This is a genomic window from Aeromonas sp. 604282, from assembly GCF_049170575.1.
GTDB lineage: Bacteria > Pseudomonadota > Gammaproteobacteria > Enterobacterales > Aeromonadaceae > Aeromonas > Aeromonas veronii_A.
Genome location: NZ_JAAKMV010000002.1, coordinates 361833 through 380109, shown reverse-complemented (window position 1 = coordinate 380109; position 18277 = coordinate 361833). Strand labels below are relative to the sequence as shown.

The 18277-nt window shown below is 59.8% G+C and carries 18 protein-coding genes; 4 read left to right on the top strand and 14 right to left on the bottom strand.

What is annotated here, in order from left to right; all coding sequences use genetic code 11:
• Nucleotides 1-13: 13 nt before the first annotated feature.
• Nucleotides 14-484 carry an FKBP-type peptidyl-prolyl cis-trans isomerase gene (locus G5367_RS04745; protein ID WP_005347462.1) on the bottom strand — a complete coding sequence of 157 codons (471 nt, stop codon included), beginning with the start codon at nucleotides 482-484 and terminating at the stop codon, nucleotides 14-16.
• A gap of 174 nt (nucleotides 485-658) precedes the next feature.
• Nucleotides 659-1807 (bottom strand): sodium:phosphate symporter, encoded by a 1149-nt coding sequence (locus G5367_RS04740; protein ID WP_005359054.1) that lies wholly within the window; start codon nucleotides 1805-1807, stop codon nucleotides 659-661.
• 248 nt (nucleotides 1808-2055) lie between these two features.
• Between G5367_RS04740 and G5367_RS04735 the strand changes: the two genes are divergently transcribed.
• A complete protein-coding gene (locus G5367_RS04735) occupies nucleotides 2056-2451 on the top strand; it encodes a hypothetical protein (RefSeq protein ID WP_254204252.1) in 396 nt (131 codons plus the stop codon).
• A gap of 94 nt (nucleotides 2452-2545) precedes the next feature.
• On the opposite strand, the gene G5367_RS04730 is transcribed toward G5367_RS04735, so the two are convergent.
• From G5367_RS04730 to G5367_RS04710, 5 genes are all read right to left on the bottom strand, one after another.
• The gene (locus tag G5367_RS04730; RefSeq protein WP_216953175.1) at nucleotides 2546-3892 is read right to left on the bottom strand and encodes an APC family permease; all 1347 of its coding nucleotides are present in this window, start codon (nucleotides 3890-3892) and stop codon (nucleotides 2546-2548) included.
• Nucleotides 3892-4158 carry a hypothetical protein gene (locus tag G5367_RS04725; protein ID WP_021230505.1) on the bottom strand — a complete coding sequence of 89 codons (267 nt, stop codon included), beginning with the start codon at nucleotides 4156-4158 and terminating at the stop codon, nucleotides 3892-3894. The genes G5367_RS04730 and G5367_RS04725 overlap by 1 nt, the downstream gene beginning before the upstream one ends.
• Nucleotides 4159-4680: 522 nt before the next feature.
• Entirely contained in the window at nucleotides 4681-6030 is a 1350-nt protein-coding gene (locus G5367_RS04720; protein WP_216954322.1) for an APC family permease, read from the bottom strand.
• Between the two features lie 367 nt (nucleotides 6031-6397).
• Nucleotides 6398-7687, bottom strand: a complete 1290-nt coding sequence (gabT, locus tag G5367_RS04715; RefSeq protein ID WP_421208590.1) for a 4-aminobutyrate--2-oxoglutarate transaminase — start codon at nucleotides 7685-7687, stop codon at nucleotides 6398-6400.
• Between the two features lie 124 nt (nucleotides 7688-7811).
• Entirely contained in the window at nucleotides 7812-9275 is a 1464-nt protein-coding gene (locus G5367_RS04710; protein WP_421244343.1) for an NAD-dependent succinate-semialdehyde dehydrogenase, read from the bottom strand.
• 418 nt (nucleotides 9276-9693) lie between these two features.
• Here G5367_RS04710 and puuR point away from each other — a divergent pair, with 418 nt between their 5' ends.
• Nucleotides 9694-10230 (top strand): HTH-type transcriptional regulator PuuR, encoded by a 537-nt coding sequence (puuR, locus tag G5367_RS04705; RefSeq protein ID WP_421244375.1) that lies wholly within the window; start codon nucleotides 9694-9696, stop codon nucleotides 10228-10230.
• Between the two features lie 45 nt (nucleotides 10231-10275).
• The gene (locus G5367_RS04700; protein ID WP_005347444.1) at nucleotides 10276-11553 is read left to right on the top strand and encodes an NAD(P)/FAD-dependent oxidoreductase; all 1278 of its coding nucleotides are present in this window, start codon (nucleotides 10276-10278) and stop codon (nucleotides 11551-11553) included.
• Nucleotides 11554-11681: 128 nt separating this feature from the next.
• Here G5367_RS04700 and G5367_RS04695 read toward each other — a convergent pair whose 3' ends face one another.
• From G5367_RS04695 to tsaA, 7 genes are all read right to left on the bottom strand, one after another.
• Entirely contained in the window at nucleotides 11682-11930 is a 249-nt protein-coding gene (locus tag G5367_RS04695; RefSeq protein ID WP_005347440.1) for a DUF3297 family protein, read from the bottom strand.
• 112 nt (nucleotides 11931-12042) lie between these two features.
• Nucleotides 12043-12471 carry an N-acetyltransferase gene (locus G5367_RS04690; protein WP_421244344.1) on the bottom strand — a complete coding sequence of 143 codons (429 nt, stop codon included), beginning with the start codon at nucleotides 12469-12471 and terminating at the stop codon, nucleotides 12043-12045.
• 85 nt (nucleotides 12472-12556) lie between these two features.
• On the bottom strand, nucleotides 12557-13045 hold the full coding sequence (locus G5367_RS04685; protein ID WP_216978340.1) for a TIGR00645 family protein: 489 nt from the start codon (nucleotides 13043-13045) through the stop codon (nucleotides 12557-12559).
• Between the two features lie 182 nt (nucleotides 13046-13227).
• Entirely contained in the window at nucleotides 13228-14610 is a 1383-nt protein-coding gene (locus G5367_RS04680; RefSeq protein ID WP_005347433.1) for an ATP-binding protein, read from the bottom strand.
• Nucleotides 14610-15284, bottom strand: coding sequence for a response regulator (locus tag G5367_RS04675; protein WP_041234484.1), 675 nt, complete (start codon nucleotides 15282-15284; stop codon nucleotides 14610-14612). The genes G5367_RS04680 and G5367_RS04675 overlap by 1 nt, the downstream gene beginning before the upstream one ends.
• Before the next feature lie 230 nt (nucleotides 15285-15514).
• Nucleotides 15515-16063: a cytochrome b gene (locus tag G5367_RS04670; protein WP_236345509.1), complete on the bottom strand. Its 549-nt coding sequence runs from the start codon at nucleotides 16061-16063 to the stop codon at nucleotides 15515-15517.
• A gap of 288 nt (nucleotides 16064-16351) precedes the next feature.
• Complete coding sequence (gene tsaA / locus G5367_RS04665; protein ID WP_421244345.1) at nucleotides 16352-17056, bottom strand: tRNA (N6-threonylcarbamoyladenosine(37)-N6)-methyltransferase TrmO; 705 nt, start codon at nucleotides 17054-17056, stop codon at nucleotides 16352-16354.
• Nucleotides 17057-17269: 213 nt separating this feature from the next.
• Between tsaA and G5367_RS04660 the strand changes: the two genes are divergently transcribed.
• On the top strand, nucleotides 17270-18268 hold the full coding sequence (locus G5367_RS04660; RefSeq protein WP_421244346.1) for an NAD-dependent epimerase/dehydratase family protein: 999 nt from the start codon (nucleotides 17270-17272) through the stop codon (nucleotides 18266-18268).
• Nucleotides 18269-18277 lie beyond the last annotated feature (9 nt).

Here is an 18277-nt window from a genome sequence, read left to right as displayed (position 1 = left end):
CGTGACGGAGCGCTTACTGGATACCCAGCAGCTCCACGTCGAAGATCAGGACTGATCCCGGCGGGATTTTGCCAGCGGCGCGGTCGCCGTAGGCGAGGTTGGCGGGGATGTAGAAACGGGTCTTCTCACCTTCCACCATCAGCTGTACCCCTTCGGTCCAGCCAGCGATCACCTGATTGAGGCCAAACTCGATGGGCTCGCCACGGGCGACCGAGCTGTCAAAGACGGTGCCGTCCAGCAGCTTGCCCTCGTAATGCACCTTCACCTTGCTGGTGGCGGTGGGGTGAACGGTGCCGGTGCCCGGGGTCAGCACTTCGTACTGCAGGCCGGAGGCGGTGGTGGTTACCAGCGGCTTCTCCTTGTTGCTGGCGAGGAACTCGGCGCCAATCCGCACGTTGTCAGCCGCCAGCTTCTTGTTGTTGCTGCTGGAGTAGAAGTAGTAGGCCACACCGGCGATGAGCAGCGCGATCAGTATGAATTTCATCGGTTTTTCCTGTTCCATGAAATGTAAAAAGTGCAATGAGGACGCCATCTTATCGCGCACCGCCCCTGATGGCGAGCCACAGGGCGGGAGGATGTGAGCGGGCAGGCAAAGCCCGGCGAGCTGGACGCAAAAAGGGGCGAGTCGGTGACTCGCCCCTTTTCATGGCAGCTGCGCTTACTTGGCGGCCACCATCATCAGGGCGGGCAGGGCGAAGAAGAGACCCGTTACATAACCCAGAGCCAGCAGCTTGTTCTCGCTGCCTACCCGGGCCAGCCCCTCGGCGGCGCGCACCGGCAGGTCGCGCAGGAAGGGGATGCCATAGATGATGACCACGGCAAAGAGGTTGAACAGCACGTGGACCAGCGCGATGGTCAGGGCCAGCTGGGCACCGGCTCCGCTGATGGCGGTGGCAGCCAGCAGGGCGGTGATGGTGGTGCCGATATTGGCCCCCAGGGTGAAGGGGTAGAGCTGACGGGTGCTGAACACGCCGCCGCCGGCCAGCGGGATCATCAGGCTGGTGGTGGTGGAGGAGGACTGCACCATGATGGTCACCAGCGCACCGGAGGTGATGCCGGTCAGCGGGCCACGGCCCAGCGCCTTGTGCAGCACCTCTTTGGCACGGCCAACCAGTACCTGTTGCAGCACTTTGCCCAGATAAGTGACGCAGGCGAGGATCAGCAGGATACCGATGACGATAGTGGCGATGGCGGCACCCTTGCCCGGCAGGAAGGCAACGGCGCTGTCAATCAGCTGCTGGGCCGGTGCGGTCAGCGGCTTCATGAAATCCATGCCCTTCATCGACATGTTGGCGGAACCTACCAGCAGGTTGGCCAGCCACTCGGCGCTGTGTTGCAGCAGACCGAACATCAGCTCCAGTGGCAGGAAGATGAACACCGCCAGCAGGTTGAAGAAGTCGTGCACGGTGGCGGCGGCGAAGGCGCGGCGGAACTCGGCGCGATCCCGCACATGGCCCATGGAGACGATGGTGTTGGTGATGGTAGTGCCGAGGTTGGCACCCATCACCATGGGGATGGCCATGCTGATGGGCAGGCCGCCAGCCACCAGACCGACGATCACCGAGGTGACGGTGCTGGAGGATTGCACCAGCGCGGTAGCGAGAATACCCAGCAGCAGGGCGACAAAGGGGTTGTTGGCAAAGGCGAAGATCTGGGCTGCGCCCTCGGCGCCGCCGGAGAAATCTTTGAAGCCGTGGGAGATGGCGCCCACGGCAACCAGGATCAGGTAGACCAGTACGATGACACTCATCCAGTTGAACAGGGCGCGGGTCGCGGGCGGCTGTGACAAGGAGTGATGGTGTTGCATAAAGCCTCTTGAGACGGTCGTTCCGTCTTGGGTTGTTGATGACCCGCGCATTTAATCAATGGTTAATGACAGAAATATGACAACGTGACATTTCGATGATGTTTTTATGACGACGAACTGCGGCGACAGGCGCTGACCGAGCCGGTTGGCTCTGGGGTGATAAAAGGGGGGCGAAGGCACTGCCGCCTTGCCAGTCGGGACGTGATCGCTACACTGCGCCCCTTTATTGGCAAGCAGGAGTAAACAAGATGATGCGTGCATGGATCCTCTCTCTGTCGCTGGGGCTGCTCTCGTCAGGGGCACAGGCCAGCCTGTTGAAAACCGACTGCAACCTCGACAAGGCCCTCAAAAACGAAGCGGTGAATGCCACTCTGGGGGTCAAGGGCAACTGTGATACCAGCAAGCTGGTGAAGCAGGAGAAAGAGAAGGTGAAAGCCGAGGTGCAAAAAGGCCGCACCGACCTGCTGGGCGAGAAGCGCGCCGACCTCAAGGAGAGCGACAACGGTATGCAGCAGAAGATGGACAAGGCAAACCAGCAGCTGCACAAGGCAAACCAGCAGCTGCACAAGGCGGAGCAGGATGCCAAGACCATCGCTCGCGATCCGCTCAAGGCTGCGGCGACCGCTGTGCTGGACAAGCAGTAAGCCGAGCGGGCCCAAGCCCGTGTGACCGGCAAGAGACCGGCAGCAAGAAGGGGAGCCATGGCTCCCCTTCTGTCTATCCGTTATCCGCAAAGGATCAGGCGTCAGCCGCTTCCTCGTACTGACGGAACGGGATGCGGAACACCGCCAGACGCAGGAACAGATAGGTCACGCCGAGGCCAGCCCAGATCAGGCCCAGCTCCAGCGAGCTCTGCTCCAGGTTGATCCACAGAGCACCGATGGTGGCGGCGCCGAGCAGCGGCATCAACAGGTAGACGATGTGGTCCTTGAGGGTCTTGTTGCGCTTCTCGCGTACCCAGAACTGACCGATCACCGACAGGTTGACGAAGCTGAACGCCACCAGTGCGCCAAAGTTGACCAGCGCCAGTGCGGTATCCAGATCAAACGACACGGCGGAGAGGGCCAGACCGCCCACCATCAGCACGTTGATGGCCGGAGTACGGTATTTCGGGTGGATGTAGCCAAACACCCGCTCCGGGATCATGCGATCACGACCCATCACGTAGAGGATGCGCGACACACCGGCGTGAGCCGCCATGCCGGAGGCCAGTACCGCCACCGTGGTGCAGACCAGCACTACGGACTGGAAGAAGGTGCCGCCAACGTAGAGGGCGATCTCCGGCAGTACTGCATCCGGATGCTGGAAGCGGGCGAGGCTCGGGAAGTAGAGCTGCAGGCAGTAGGAGACCACCACGAAGATGATGCCGCCGATAAGGGCAGTCAGCACGATCGCTTTGGGGATCACCTTGCCAGCGTTCGGGGTCTCTTCGGAGAGGGAGCTCAGACCGTCAAAGCCCAGGAACGAGAAGCAGAGGATGGTGGCACCGGTAAAGAGCGGTACCAGCTGTGCTGACTCGAAGTGGAACGGACGGCTGCTCATCAGGGTGCCAGCCCCTTCACCGTGGTAGATGCCCCATGCCATCAGGCCGATAAAGAGGGTGATGATGGCCAGCTGGATCACCACGATCAGACCGTTGAAGTTGGCGACCAGATTGATGCCGCGCAGGTTCAGGAAGGTCATCACGGTCACCAGACCGAAGATGAACACCCAGGGCTCGACGCCCGGGAACATGGCGGTCAGGTAGATCTTGGCCAGCAGAATGTTGATCATCGGCATGAACATGTAGTCGAGCAGGGATGACCAGCCGACCATGAAACCGACGTAGGGGTTGAACACCTTCTGGGCATAGGTATAGGCAGAGCCCGCAGAGGGGAACTTGCGTACCAGATGACCGTAGCTGAAAGCGGTGAGCAGGATGCCACCCAGAGCCAGCAGATAGGCGGTGGCGACCCGGCCATCGGTGATGTCACCGACGATGGCGAAGGTGTCGAAGACAGCCATGGGGGTCAGATAGGCCAGACCCATCACAATCACTTGTGTCAGGGTAAGGGTCTTGAGCAGCTTGGCGTTTTGCGATGCCATTACGCTTTCTCCTCAATCAGTGCCGCAGCACGTGCTTGCAACGAGCGCAGGGATACGATGGATTCGCAAGCCTGTACATCAAGGGCGCCGGGGAGGCGCATACCGGGCTGTACCGGCAGGAAAGCATTAAAACGCCCCATTGTTATCCTCTCAACGTCGGGAGATTGTTTGGCAATCTCGAATATCACTTCCGGAAACGTTCCGGCCTCTTGTGGTGGGTTTGTACTGCACTTCAAAAATACAAAAACCGATGTCGCAGTGAACATCGGTCCTTTATTGGCGGCGTATTGTGCATTCGGTCAGCCCCCTTGACAAGCAAAAAAGGACCGATTAACGCATTTTTTTGCATACGCGCGAGACAGGTAAGTGGTCACTCTCCCCCTGCCGCTCTCCCCAAGCCACTCCCCCTTTTACGAGGGGAAAGAGAACCCTTCCATGGCGTATGAAAAAACGGCAAATCGGGGCTGCAGGGTGCATAGCGCCTCAACATTGATCCTGATCATATTTGCTGGCGTTCCCCCGGGCTCGAGTCCAGCGATCTTATCGGCTGGCGGGGGATGGGAGGGGGTGAAATGGAAAAAGAGTGATTGCATATCCATTCACATTAGTGACTAATGATAGGAGGCGACGCGGCTCGGGCCATGGCACGGCGAGCGGTCCGGCTGGGTAGTTATTTGAAATCAGTCACACTTCCTGCAGAAACCGCGTTTCTGGCAACCAGCTCGCCGCAAAAACAACAAGGAGCCCGCAGGCTCCTTGTTTTGTATGGCGGTATGGTTGAGCCGCGATTACTGGGCGATCTCCACCTTGTCAGCAGGTTGTAGCGGGATGCGGAACACGGTGAGGCGCAGGAACAGGTAGATGGCACCCAGCGCCGCCCAGATCAGCCCCAGCTCGAAGGAGGCGGGTTCCAGATTGAGCCACAACACCCCGATGCAGGCGGCGCCACAGAGCGGCAGCAGCAGGTACATCAGGTGATCCTTGAGACACTTGTTGCGGCCCAGCTTCACATAGAAGTGGGCAATCACCGCCAGATTGACGAAGGTGAAGGCCACCAGGGCGCCAAAGTTGATCAGTGCCAGTGCCATCTCGAGATCGAACGATACCGCGGAGAGGGCCAGCAGACCGACCAGCAGCACATTGCATGCCGGGGTCTGCCACTTCGGATGCACATAGGAGAAGAAGCGACTCGGCAGAGCGCGATCACGACCCATTACATAAAGCAGGCGCGACACCCCGGCGTGAGAGGCGAGTCCCGAGGCCAGCACCGCCACCGTAGTGCAGACCAGTACCACCGCCTGGAACAGTTTGCCACCGACATAGAGAGCGATCTCCGGCAGGACTGCATCCGGTTGCTTGAAGCGGGAGATGTCCGGGAAGTAGAGCTGCAGGAAGTAGGACGTGCTGACAAACAGCACACCGCCGATCAGCGCCGTCAGCACGATGGCGCGGGGGATCACCCGATCCGCGTCCGGTGTCTCTTCCGACAGGGTGCTGATGGCATCAAAGCCGAGGAACGACAGACAGAGGATGGAGGCACCCATCAACAACGGCGAGATGTTGATCTGCTCGGAGAAGAAGGGACGGCTGCTGGCCACGGTCCCCAACCCTTCACCGTTGTGGACGCCCCAGGCGATCAGGCCGATGAAGACGGCGATAATACTGAACTGCATGATGACGATCAGGCTGTTGAAGTTGGCCACCAGCTTGATGCCGCGCAGGTTGAGTATGGTCATCACCGCGGCCAGTCCGAAGATATAGGTCCAGGGCTCCACCTCGGGGAAGAGAGCCTGCAGATAGATCTTGGCCAGCAGCATGTTGATCATCGGCATGAACATATAGTCGAGCAGGGAGGTCCAGCCCACCATAAAGCCGACATAGGGGTGAAACACCTTCTGGGCATAGGTATAGGCGGAGCCTGCCGACGGGAACTTGCGTACCAGATGGCCGTAGCTCAGGGCTGTGAACAACATGCCGATGAGGGCAAAGAGGTAGGCGGTCGGCACATGGCCTTCGGTAATTTCGGTGACGATGCCGAAGGTATCGAATACCGCCATGGGAGTGAGGTAGGCAAGACCCATGACCACGACCTGCCACAGTTTCAGGGTCTTTTTCAGACCAACCGGTTGGGCGTTCATCATGCCTGTTCCTCACGCGGTGCCAGGGCGGCACACTCCATCAACGAAACCGGGAGAGAGGCCCGGGAATCAAGGGCGCCGGGGTGGCGCGCGCCGGTCAGAGCCGGCAGGAAAGCATAGAGATGCCCCATGTTGTTCCTCACAGAATGTGGTGTCGGGAGATTGCTGCCAATCTCGCTATCTTTTCCGGGGGTTATCCGGCCTCGTTTATGGGTTTGTTCGCTGCACAAAAAAGGACCGGTGAGATGTGGTGATACCGGTCCTTGCAGTGGCGGCGCATTGTGCATTTGCAGGGCCCCCTTGACAAGTAAAAAAGGGGGGCGAAACTGCATTTTTTTGCACAGGTTAGCGATTGCTTTCCTGCTGGTCAGTCCAGCACGGCCTCCAGCGATTTTTCAAGGAGTCGCAACCCTTCGTCAATCACTGCCGCAGGGGCGGTCAGGGGGGCGAGAAAACGGATGACATTTGCGCGCACCCCGCATGAGAGCAGGATCAGACCGCGCTTGCCCGCCTCGGTCACCAGACGTTTGGTTAGGTCGGGATCGGGCCGGCTGGCATCACGTTGTTTCACCAGTTCCATGGCCACCATGGCTCCGGGTCCACGAATTTGACCTATGCAGTCAAAACGCTCGGCTATGCGTTCCAGTCCCGCCTTGATCTGCTCACCTTGCGCCTGGGCCTTCTGGTTGAGCTGCTCCTCTTCGATCACCTGCAACACCGCCAGCGCGGCGGCGCAGGCAATGGGGGAACCGGCATAGGTGCCACCCAGGCCCCCCGGCTTGGCGGCATTCATGATCTCTGCCTTGCCGACTACTGCAGAGAGCGGGAAGCCGCCCGCCAGACTCTTGGCCAGGGTCATGATGTCCGGCTCGATGCCGGCATACTCGGTGGCGAAGGTCTTGCCGGTGCGGCAGAAGCCGCTCTGGATCTCGTCACAGATGAGCAGAATGCCGTGCTGATCGCAGATGCTGCGCAGCTTTTGCATAAAGCTCGCGGAGGCAGGATAGAAGCCCCCTTCTCCCTGTACCGGCTCGATGATGATGGCGGCAACGCGGGAGGGTTCGATGTCGGCGCTGAAGCAGAGATCGAGGGCGTGCAGGGCATCCTCTTCACTTACCCCCAGATAGTCGGCGGGGAAGGGGATGTGGTAGACCTCACCCGGGAAGGGGCCAAAGCCGGTCTTGTAGGGGACCACCTTGCCGGTGAGCGCCATCCCCATCATGGTGCGGCCGTGAAAGCCCCCCTTGAAAGCGATGGTGCCGCTGCGACCGGTATGGGCGCGGGCGATCTTGATGGCGTTCTCGACTGCCTCGGCACCGGTGGAGAGAAACAGGGTGCGTTTCGGGGTCGGGCCGGGCACCAGGGCGTTGAGCTTTTCGGCAAGCTCGATATAGCCCGGGTAAGGGGTGACCTGAAAGCAGGTGTGGCTGAATTTTTCCAGCTGCTCGCGCACCGCCGCCACCACCTTCGGGTGGTTGTGGCCGGTGTTGAGCACGGCGATGCCGGAGGCAAAGTCGATGTAGCGGTTGCCCTCCACATCCCACAGCTCGGCATTTTGCGCACGGTCGATAAAGACCGGCAGCAGGGTGCCGACGCCGTTGACCACGGCCGCTTCACGGCGTGCTTGCCACGCCTTGTTTGATTCTGACTGACTCATCTTTCCTCCCTGAGGGGCCGCAGCCCCGGATATTCCCTGAAAATGTGGTGGGCGATCTGGCGCCCATTACCGCCGAACAGCCCATCGGGCCAGATCGGCGGCCTGTCGTCTCTGTTTTACTGCCCTAGCGAATGGCGCCAAAGCAGAGATATTTGGTCTCCAGATACTCCTCCAGCCCCTCGGCTGCCCCCTCCCGGCCCAGACCCGACTCCTTGATGCCGCCAAAGGGGGCCAATTCGGTCGAGATGATCCCCTCGTTGATGCCGACCATGCCGTATTCCAGTTGCTCGGCGACGCGCCAGACACGGGCGATATCGCGGCCATAGAAGTAGGCGGCGAGCCCATAAGGGGTATCGTTAGCCAACGCGATGGCTTCGGCTTCCGTCTCGAAGCGCACCAGCGGGGCGACCGGGCCGAAGATCTCTTCCTGCAGGATGGGGTTGGTTTTATCCACCTTGCCCAAAATGGTGGGTTGGTAGAAGAGGGGGCCGGCGGGGTGGGCTTCGCCCCCCAGCAGCACTTCGGCACCGGCGGCGACTGATTGCTGCACCAACTCGGCCACCTTGCTGGCTGCAGCCGGGTTGATGAGCGGGCCGATCTGGGTGCCTTCACTCATGCCATCTCCCACTTTGAAGGCGGCAACGGCGGCAGTCAGTTTTTCGGCGAAGGTGTCATAGACACTGGCCTGCACCAGAATGCGGTTGGCGCAGACGCAGGTTTGCCCGGCGTTGCGGTATTTGGAGGCGAGTGCCCCGGCCACGGCGGCATCGAGGTCGGCGTCGTCAAAGACGATAAAGGGGGCGTTGCCACCCAGCTCCAGCGACAGCTTTTTCATGGTGTCGGCGCATTGGCGCATCAGCAGCTTGCCGATGCGGGTGGAGCCGGTGAAGGAGAGCTTGCGCACCACCGGATTGCTGCACAGCTCGTTACCCACAGCGCTCGCCTGATGGCTGGTGACGATATTGATGACACCGGCGGGGATGCCCGCCTGCTCGGCCAACACCGCCAGCGCCAGCGCGCAGAGCGGCGTTTCTGCGGCGGGTTTGATGACGATGGTGCAACCCGCTGCCAGCGCAGGGCCCGCCTTGCGGGTGATCATGGCAATGGGGAAGTTCCACGGAGTGATGGCGGCGACTACCCCGACCGGCTGCTTGATGGTGGCCAGCCGGCGATCGCCGCTAAAACCCGGGATGGTGCGGCCATAGGCGCGCTTGCCCTCCTCGGCGAACCACTGGATAAAGCTGGCGCCATAGGCCACCTCGCCCTTTGCTTCCGCCAGCGGCTTGCCCTGCTCGCAGGTCATGATGCGGGCCAGCTCGTCGCTGTGGGCTGTGATGGCGGCAAACCAGGCGTAGAGCTTGTTGCTGCGCTCCTTGGCGGTCAGCGCTGCCCAGGCGGGTTGCGCCGCGTGGGCGGCTGCGATGGCACGGCGGGTATCCTCGGCATCCATGTCGGGCACCTGGGTAATGACGGCCCCGCTGGCCGGATTGGTTACCTCGAAGGTGCGGCCGCTGGCGGCCTCGCACCAGTGGCCATCTATATAGGCACGGGATTTGATCAAGCTTTGATTGGAACTGGTAGCGGACATGGCAAGCCTCGATGATGAAACCTGGCAGCAAGGTGGCGATGATGCGGCTCATCCTGTACTGCTGCCGTATAAAATAATAAGCACAGAGAGACCATAAATTGAGCGCAAATGTTTTTCAAGTGTTAAATATATTTGAATTGCTGGTGTGTCGCATGCTAGAAATTGGGCTGTGTAGCGCAGTTTAACCAGATGGACAGGGTATCGCACGGTAAGTGGTGTGCAAAATAATGAACGCCAGGCTGTGTAAGATAGCAAACAGTGATGCCATGGCTGGTCCGCTATTTTAACCAGTGGCAACAGGGAGGTGGCCAATGTACCAACGTGACAAAGGAATCGATGGCGGAGGCTTGCCATGAACGGGGCGCCAACCCATAGCAGCAGTGCCCACTCCGGTCAGGGGGCTGTACTGCAGGCAAGTATGGGGGAGCGGCTGGCGGCGGTGCGCCATCAGCTGGGGCTCTCCCAGCGGCGGGCAGCCGAGCTGAGCGGCCTGACCCACGGTGCTATCTGCATGATCGAGCAGGACAAGGTGAGCCCCTCGGTCGCTTCACTGCAAAAGCTGCTTACCGTATATGGCTTGCCGCTGTCACGCTTTTTTGCCGAAGAGGAGCTGAGTCGCCCGCCGGAGGTGGTGATCAAGGCTGATCAGCTGATCGAGCTGGGCAGCCAGGGGGTATCGATGAAGCTGGTGCACAATGGCAACAACCGCCGCCAGCTCGGCTTTATGCTGGAGACCTATCCCCCCGGCACCGACACCGGTGGCCAGGTGACCCACCAGGGAGAAGAGGTGGGCACAGTGCTGGAAGGCTCGGTGACTCTGACGGTGGCAGGAGAGAGTTATCAGCTGGAGGCAGGCGACAGCTATGTGATCGACACTGGCGAGCCCCACAGCTTCAGCAATCCGTCGGGGGAGACCTGTCGTATCGTCAGTGCCCATACCCCGGCCAGTTTTTAATCTTGGAATAGGGTTTGCCAACCAAACCGGTAAGGAAACAGGATCATGACCGAACATGTAAACAGTTACTACGCAGCCAGCGCCAATAAACACGCTCCCTACCCGACACTGACCGAGCAGCTGGAGTGTGATGTCTGCGTCATCGGGGCGGGGTATACCGGCCTCTCCAGTGCCCTGCATCTGGTGGAGAAGGGCTACAAGGTGGTGGTACTGGAGGCGGCCCGGGTCGGTTTTGGCGCCAGCGGCCGCAACGGTGGCCAAATAGTCAACTCCTACAGCCGCGACATCGACACCATAGAAGCGAACTGCCCGCCGGATCAGGCCAGGCTGCTCGGTTCCATGCTGTTTGAGGGGGGGCAGATCATCCGCGAGCGGATCAAACGCTACAACATCCAGTGCGATCTGCAGGAGGGGGGGGTCTTTGCCGCCGAGACCGAGAAACAGTTCCACGAGCTCAAGGCGCAGCAGGCGCGCTGGCAGAAGTGGGGCAACGACAAGCTGGAGCTGCTCGATGCCAGAGGTGTGCGCGAAGTGGTGGCGAGCGATCGCTACGTCGGCGCCCTGCTCGACAAAAGCGGCGGCCATATTCACCCCCTCAATCTGGCCCTCGGTGAGGCTGAAGCCATCCGCATGCAGGGCGGGCAGATCTTCGAGCAGTCTGCCGTTACCAGCATCACCCCGGGCCAGCCTGCTCTGGTCAAGACCGCCAAAGGGGCGGTGAAGGCGCGCTACATAGTGGTAGCCGGTAACGCCTACCTCGGCAATCTGGTGCCCGAGCTTGCAGGCAAAAGCATGCCCTGCGGAACTCAGGTGATTGCCACCGAGGTGCTGGGGGAGGAGCGGGCCCGCGAGCTGCTGCCGCAGAACTATTGCCTGGAGGATTGCAACTACCTGCTCGACTACTACCGCACCAGCGCCGATCACCGGCTGATCTATGGCGGCGGTGTGGTCTATGGCGCACGGGACCCGGCAGATATCGAACGGCTGATCATCCCCAAGATGCTCAAGACCTTCCCGCAGCTGGCGAACGTCAAGGTAGAGTACACCTGGACTGGCAACTTCCTGCTCACCCTGTCGAGGTTGCCACAGTTTGGTCGCATCGGCCCCAATATCTACTACATGCAGGGCTACAGCGGCCACGGTGTCACCTGCACCCATCTGGCGGGCAAGCTGCTCTCCGAGGTGCTGAGTGGTCAGGCGGAGCGCTTCGATGCCTTTGCCAAGCTGCCGCACTACCCCTTCCCGGGCGGTCGGCTGTTCCGTATTCCCTTCACCGCCGCGGGTGCCGCCTGGTATACCTTGCGCGATCGGCTGGGGGTATAAGGGCTGCCCAGCGAGAAATATGGTCTGGTGCTGGCGACGATGCGGGCGCAGATCCCAGCACAAATGCCGAAAAACAGAAGGCCACCGCTAGGGTGGCCTTCTGTTTTGCCCGAAGCGGGTGGCTGCGATTAGCTGTAATAGGCTTCGACGGTGCCCTTGAGCTTGATCAGAATGGGCTGACCACGGCGATCCAGCGCCTTGGGGGAGGGGATCTTCACCCAGCCTTCACTGATGCAGTACTCCTCGACATCGGTGCGCTCTTTGCCGTTCAGACGAATACCGATCGGGTGCTCGAAGCAGGCTGCCACATAGTGAGGGCTGCGGGGATTGCAGGAGAGGTGATCCGGCAGAGCCGGTTTGGTGCTGGTATCGCTCATCGATATAACCCGAAATGAATAAAAAGTGGGTCATTGTAGAGAATGCCGCCATGGCATTCAAGGCGACCACAATACCGGCCAAGGCGGGCGGCCATCTATGTTGGTGACTTGCTTATCCCCGTTGCCAATGCATCACCAGCTCGGGGTGGCCGCTATGCTCGCATAACTGTTGCTCACCCTCTTTAAAACCGTTGCGGCAATAGAAGCGCCGCGCCTGCTCATTTTCGGCGTAGACCGTCAACTCGAGCCGGTCATATTGGGCTTTGAGGTGTTCGAGCAGTTGGCGACCCAGCCCGTGTAATTGGTGGTCCGGGGAGATAAACAGGGCGGCAACAGACCCCTGATACCAGGAGATAAAGCCCAGTAGCTGACCCTCCTCCTCATAGACCCAGCTCTTGCCGGCGGGCAGATAGATGTCCCGCATCGCTGCCTGTTGCTCATGCCAAAAGGCGGCGGGAATAAAGTCATGGGCTTGTACCGATGCTTGATACCAGATCTCGACGGCCGCATCCAGATCGGTGGCTGATAATGGGCGGATCATAGTGGCCTCGACTGTGAAGAGTGGTCGCACGCTATGCCCGGTCCATGTCGTGTTATCGGGCATAGCGTCTATTACAGGCTGACTTCTATTTGCGGGTCAGCTTGTCGAGGTAGCCCATGGCGAATGCCGAGAGGACAAAGGTGATGTGGATCAGCAGGTACCACTTGATCTTGTCATTGGGGAGGTTCTCGGCATTCATAAACACCTTGAGCAGGTGAATGGAGGAGATGGCGACAATGGAGGCGGCGACCTTGTTTTTCAGGGAGCCGGCATCGAGCTTGCCGAGCCACACCAGTTTGTCGTTCTCATCCCCTACATCGAGACGCGAGACGAAGTTCTCATAGCCGGAAAACATCACCATCACGATAAGTCCCCCTACCAGGGTGATATCGATCAGCGACAGTGTGACCAGCACCAGATCTACCTCTTTCATCTCCAGTATGTTGGGCAGGATATGGAGGATCTCCTGAAAGAATTTCACTCCCAGTGCCAGCAGTATGAGGCTGAGCCCAAGATAGATGGGGGCCATGATCCAGCGGGATGCGTACATCAATCTTTCAAACATGTTTTCCATAGTGCGATTAAAGATCCATCAAATGGTTAACAAACGAGTCGGCCATAGCTTAACCGAGATGCATCACATCTCAAGTATCTCGATAGCATATTGCTGAATTGGGTGGTGTCAGGCGGGATTTTTAACCCCGGTTAGGGTGATGTAGCGGGAGGCAGAGGGGCCGTGGTCGGGCCTATCCGGTGTCAGGGAAGATCCAGGGTAAAGCGGGCACCGCCGAGGGGAGATTCATCGACCCGGATCTGGCCGCCGTAGCTGTGAACGATCTCGGTCACCACCGCCAGACCGATGCCCTGGCCGGGCGAGCTGTCAGCGCGCACGCCACGCTGAAAGATCTGCTCCGATTTGGCCGGATCGATGCCCGGGCCATCATCTTCTACCTCGATGCGTAACCGGTCGAGATGGCGGCGTACCGTCACCTTCACTTCGCTGATGGCAAACTTGCAGGCATTGTCGAGCAGGTTGCCCATCAGTTCCATCAGGTCGCCCTGTTCGCCGTGGAAGAGGGCATCATCATCGAACAGGAAGTGGGTCTGCAGCTTCTTGTGGCGATAGACCTTGGCCAGACTGGCCAGCAGTTTTTCAATCAGCGGAACTGGTTCGGTGCCTTTGCTGGCGAGGCGCTGGCGGCCAGTAACTGCTCGTCTGAGCTGGTACTGGATCATCTGATCCATGGTGAGGATCTGCTCATTGATGTTGTCGTGGAGTTCCCGCCCCAGCTGCATTTCACGGGTGGTGATCTGGATCAGCGCCAGCCGTGTTTTCAGGCTATGAGCGAGATCGTTAAGGGCATGCTGGTAGCGCTGGGTCTGCTGGCGTTCGTTCTCCAGCAATTGGTTGATGGAGTCGGTCAGCGGGGCCAACTCCCGTTCAAAATCATGGGCGATCTCATCCCGCTTGCCTGCCCGGATATCGTCGATTTGATGGGCGATGGTGCGCAGTGAGCTGAGGCTCCAGAAGGTGGTAAGCAGCAACAGCCCGGCCAGCAGCAGATAGGCGAGCAGAGCCTGTTTGGCCGTCTGGTAGAGATAGGCGCGGGACTCTTCGTGATAGCGTTTGGCCGAGTCGATCATCACCACGTAGTAAGCGGTGGTGCCATTGCCGGGGTTGCGGATAAAACGCAGGCTGTAGACGAAGTAGCTTTCGCCGTTCTTGATAGTGTGTTTTTTGAAAAAGTAGTCCAGATCCATCCCGCCCAGATACTTCATCAACTCTCTGCAGATGGTCTGCTTGGAGCTAATGACCTCCGGCATATGAAGACTTGACCAAATCATCTCGCCATCGGCACGACAGATCAGCGTATCGAGATTGCTGTTACTGACCTGGCGGGAGATACGGCCGATCTCGGTGGCTTCGCTGTTGACCGGCTTGGTGGAGGAGAAAAGCTTGGCCAGGTTCTCCTGCATGCCGGCGCTCGCCTTCTGACTCTGCTCCTCCATGTGGCCGAGGTAGAGGGCGTAGACGGCAAACCCCATGATCAGTGCGATCACCAGCAGCGAGCTGAGCAGCAGTTTGATGTGCAGGGAGCTGCGGATCATCTTGACTGGGCGTGGCAGATGAAACTGCATCAGCTACAGGAGAGGTTGAAGATGTAACCTTGACGCCTGATGGTCGAGATGGGTTGAATCGTCCCTTCCGGATCCAGCTTTTTACGCAGGCGGCTCACCATCACCTCTATGGTGTTGGGATCCCCTTCTCCATCGCCGTATAGCTGGTCAAGCAGTTGCTGCTTGGAGACCACCTGACGGGCGTTGCGCATCAGGTACTCCAGAATGAGGTACTCAAAGCTGGTGAGCACAGCCACTTCACCAGCGATAGTCAGCTCCTTGCGGGAGAGATCAAGCTCGTAATCACCGGCCTTCACCTTGGGGGAAATAAAACCCGCGCTTCGGCGCATCAGGGCATTGAGGCGGGCCAGCAACTCATCTTTCTGGAACGGTTTAACCAGATAGTCATCAGCTCCAGCCTCCAGTCCTTCGACCTTGTCCTGCCAGTTGCCACGGGCGGTCAGCACAATGATGGGGAAGGGGATCTGCCGCTCGCGCAGTTGGCGGATCAACTGCAAACCATCCATATCGGGCAGACCGAGATCGATGATCGCCACATCAATGGGGTAGTCGGCGGCATAGTGCAGCGCAATTCCGGCCTGATCGGTACTGTAGACCTGGTTGTTTGCTTCGGTCAGCAGAGAGGAGAGGTGGTGATTGAGCAGCTTGTCGTCTTCGACCAACAGAATTTTCATGATGTGAACGGTCATAGGGGTCCAGACTGTCAATTAGAAAGTGTATGTCGCTTTGAGTCAATTCGAATCCTATCGTGCAGCTCCTGTATCGGGACTGAATCATAAGGCGTTCTGCTTGTAGAGACCTGTCAGAGGCGTGAGCAGTGGGTCGCTTCAGAGACACCAGTCTTGTCACGTTCAAAAAACAGAAGGGGCAATGTGCGCCCCTTCTGTTTTTGTTCTGCTGCTTGTTAGCTGCGGCGCGGCGGCAGCATATTGGTGAGGGTGTTGTCTTTGAGAATATGGTGGTGATAGAGGGCGGCCACTGTGTGCAGGCCGATCAGGGCGTAACCGATATTGCCCAAGGTTTCGTGCACCTCCTTGATCAGCCCCTTGATATCCGGACTGGGGGAGATCAGGGCTGGCAGCTCGAGCCCGAAGAAGGGGATAGGCTTGCCTGCAGCGCTCAGCAGCAGCCAGCCAAACAGCGGGGTGAGTATCAGAAAGCTGTAGAGGGCGAGGTGGGCCAGTTTTGCCAGTTTGTGCATGACCGGGGAGAGCTCGGGCACGATACGGGGCGTCGGGCTCATCCAGCGCAGGGCCAGTCTGACAAAGACCAGGGCGAAGATAAGCAGCCCCAGCATAAAGTGCCACTCCTTCATCAGATCCCGGCCAGGGTCCCCTTTGGGGAAGATATCGCGAAATTCGATCAGGGCGTAGACGGCGATCATGGCCCACAGGGTCAGCCAGTGCAGCCCGATATTCAGGGTGCCATAACGTTGTTCACTGTTCATCAGCATAGGTTTGTTCCTTCGAAGTGCTGTCACATCCGTGTGGCATCCCCGCACTCAAACGTGTCGGAGCGAGGCCAGATCCTTTGGCGGCAACAGGCTGGCTGCCATGCTTGCCATCAACCGGCAGCCTGCGGCTGACCTCAGTCAGAGAGGAGATGCCCTCTGCTGTCTGCATGGTATCACTGGCAACCGGGTGGATAGTCTGATCAATGCCACACAATTTACAGGCTCATTAAGCCCCTTGTGACGTGAAGAAGGCGTGAAATAGCATCAGCGATGTCGGCCCGCCCAGGTTCAGGCGGGCTCGATGGCCACTACCAGACACGCGGGTTCGTTGATGCAAAAACGGACGTTGCAGTCAAACAGCCGCACACCGTACTCCTTCTCATCGGGCTTGCCCTTCTTGTAGGCGGGGCGCGGATCTTGCGCCAGCACTTCGCTTACCAGCTGGCGCAGCTCGGGGTGGGCCTTGAGCCAGGGTTGCAACTGTTGTTCGGCCTCGGCACTGAAACTCACCGCCAGCGGCGGGGTGGGCGCATCGGGGGCAAAGCCGCCACGGGCATCCGGCAGGCTGTCGGCATAGGGAATGTAGGGTTTTATATCGACGATGGGGGTGCCATCGAGCAGATCCACCGCTCCCAGCTCCAGCCACAACTTGCCCCGTTCGCGACCTACCCCGTGCAGCTCGACCACCGAGAGCCCTAGCGGATTGGGGCGGAAGGTGGAGCGAGTGGCAAAGACGCCGACCCGTTCGTTGCCGCCAAGGCGCGGCGGGCGCACCGTCGGGTGCCAGCCCTGCGCCATGGTCTGGTGAAACACGAAGCTGAGCCACAGATGGGAGAACTGCTCGATGCCGCGCAGCACATCCGGCTGATCGTAAGGGGGAAGCAGCTCGAGGCGGGCGCGGGCCGATTTGACCAGTCCGGGCTGGCGGGGGATGGCGAACTTCTCCTTGTAGGGAGAGCGGATGATCCCGAGGGTGTCGATTTCGAACTTCATGGTGGATCCTGACTGAAAACCCCGGCAATTTAGCACAGGCAGCCCCAAAACGCAGGTTCGGCCTCACTACGCCCTTTTCTGCGGCGCTGCCGTGATCCCTGTCCCATCCCGGCCAGTCGGGGGCTGTGCCCGCGCGCCAAGTTGCGTAGGGTGGAGGCAACTGGCGTGTCAGGATGAAATATGCGCACTCGCGCCGAAGGGGGAGGGAGAGGGATGAAACTGCTGATTATCGGTGGCACCGGCTTTTTGGGGCGCCACCTCACCGCGCTGGCACTGGATTGGGGCCATGAAGTGACCCTGTTCAACCGTGGCCTGCACCAGCATCCGGACTGGCGCGATCTGGTGCAGCTCACCGGCGACAGGGACAAGAACCTGAGCCCCCTGCAAGGGGCCGGGTTGCAGTGGGATCTCGTCATCGACACCTGCTGCTATCGCCCCGAGCAGGCGGCGAGCCTCTCGGCGGCCTTGCTCGGGTGCTGCGCACGGCTGATCTTTATCTCCACCATCAGCGTCTATCGCGATTTCTCATTGCCCGGGATGAATGAGTCGGCGCCGCTACATGCTATCCCCGAAGGTGAAATGCCCTGCGACTATGGCCCGCTCAAGGTGTTGTGCGAGCAGGAGTATCGTGCCCGCTGGGACGAGCGGCTCTGCATCCTGCGCCCTGGCGTGCTGTGCGGTCCCCATGATCCCACCGGTCGCATGGCCTGGTGGATTAAGCGGGTGCTGCAGGGCGGGCCCTGGTTGCTGCCGGGCAGTGGCGAGGATCGCTTGCAGTATCTCGATGTGCGCGACTGCGCCGAGTTTGTGTTGCGTGCGGCGGAGCAGCAGTTGGGGGGCACATTCAACTTGCTCAAACCCGGCATTACCCTCTGCGACTGGCTGGAGCGGTTGAGCGCCCGGTTGCCGCCAGCCAGACCCATTCAGCCCGAATGGTTGCCCTGGTCCACCCTGATGGCGGCCGGTATCGAGCCCTGGCAGAGCTATCCCGCCCTGCTGCCCTGCGCGCAGGCGGAGTTTGCCGGTTATGGCTCTATAAGCGCCGAGGCGGCCATCGTCCACGGGTTGAACTTCCGGCCGCTGGAGGAGACCGTCGCCGACATTGCCCACTGGCTGGCCATCGAGCCTGCCGCCGGGGTGGCGGAGAATGCCATGACTCAGGCCGAGGAGAGCTTGCTGCGTCAGCAGTTTCTGGAACCCAGTCTGCATTAGGAGGGGGCA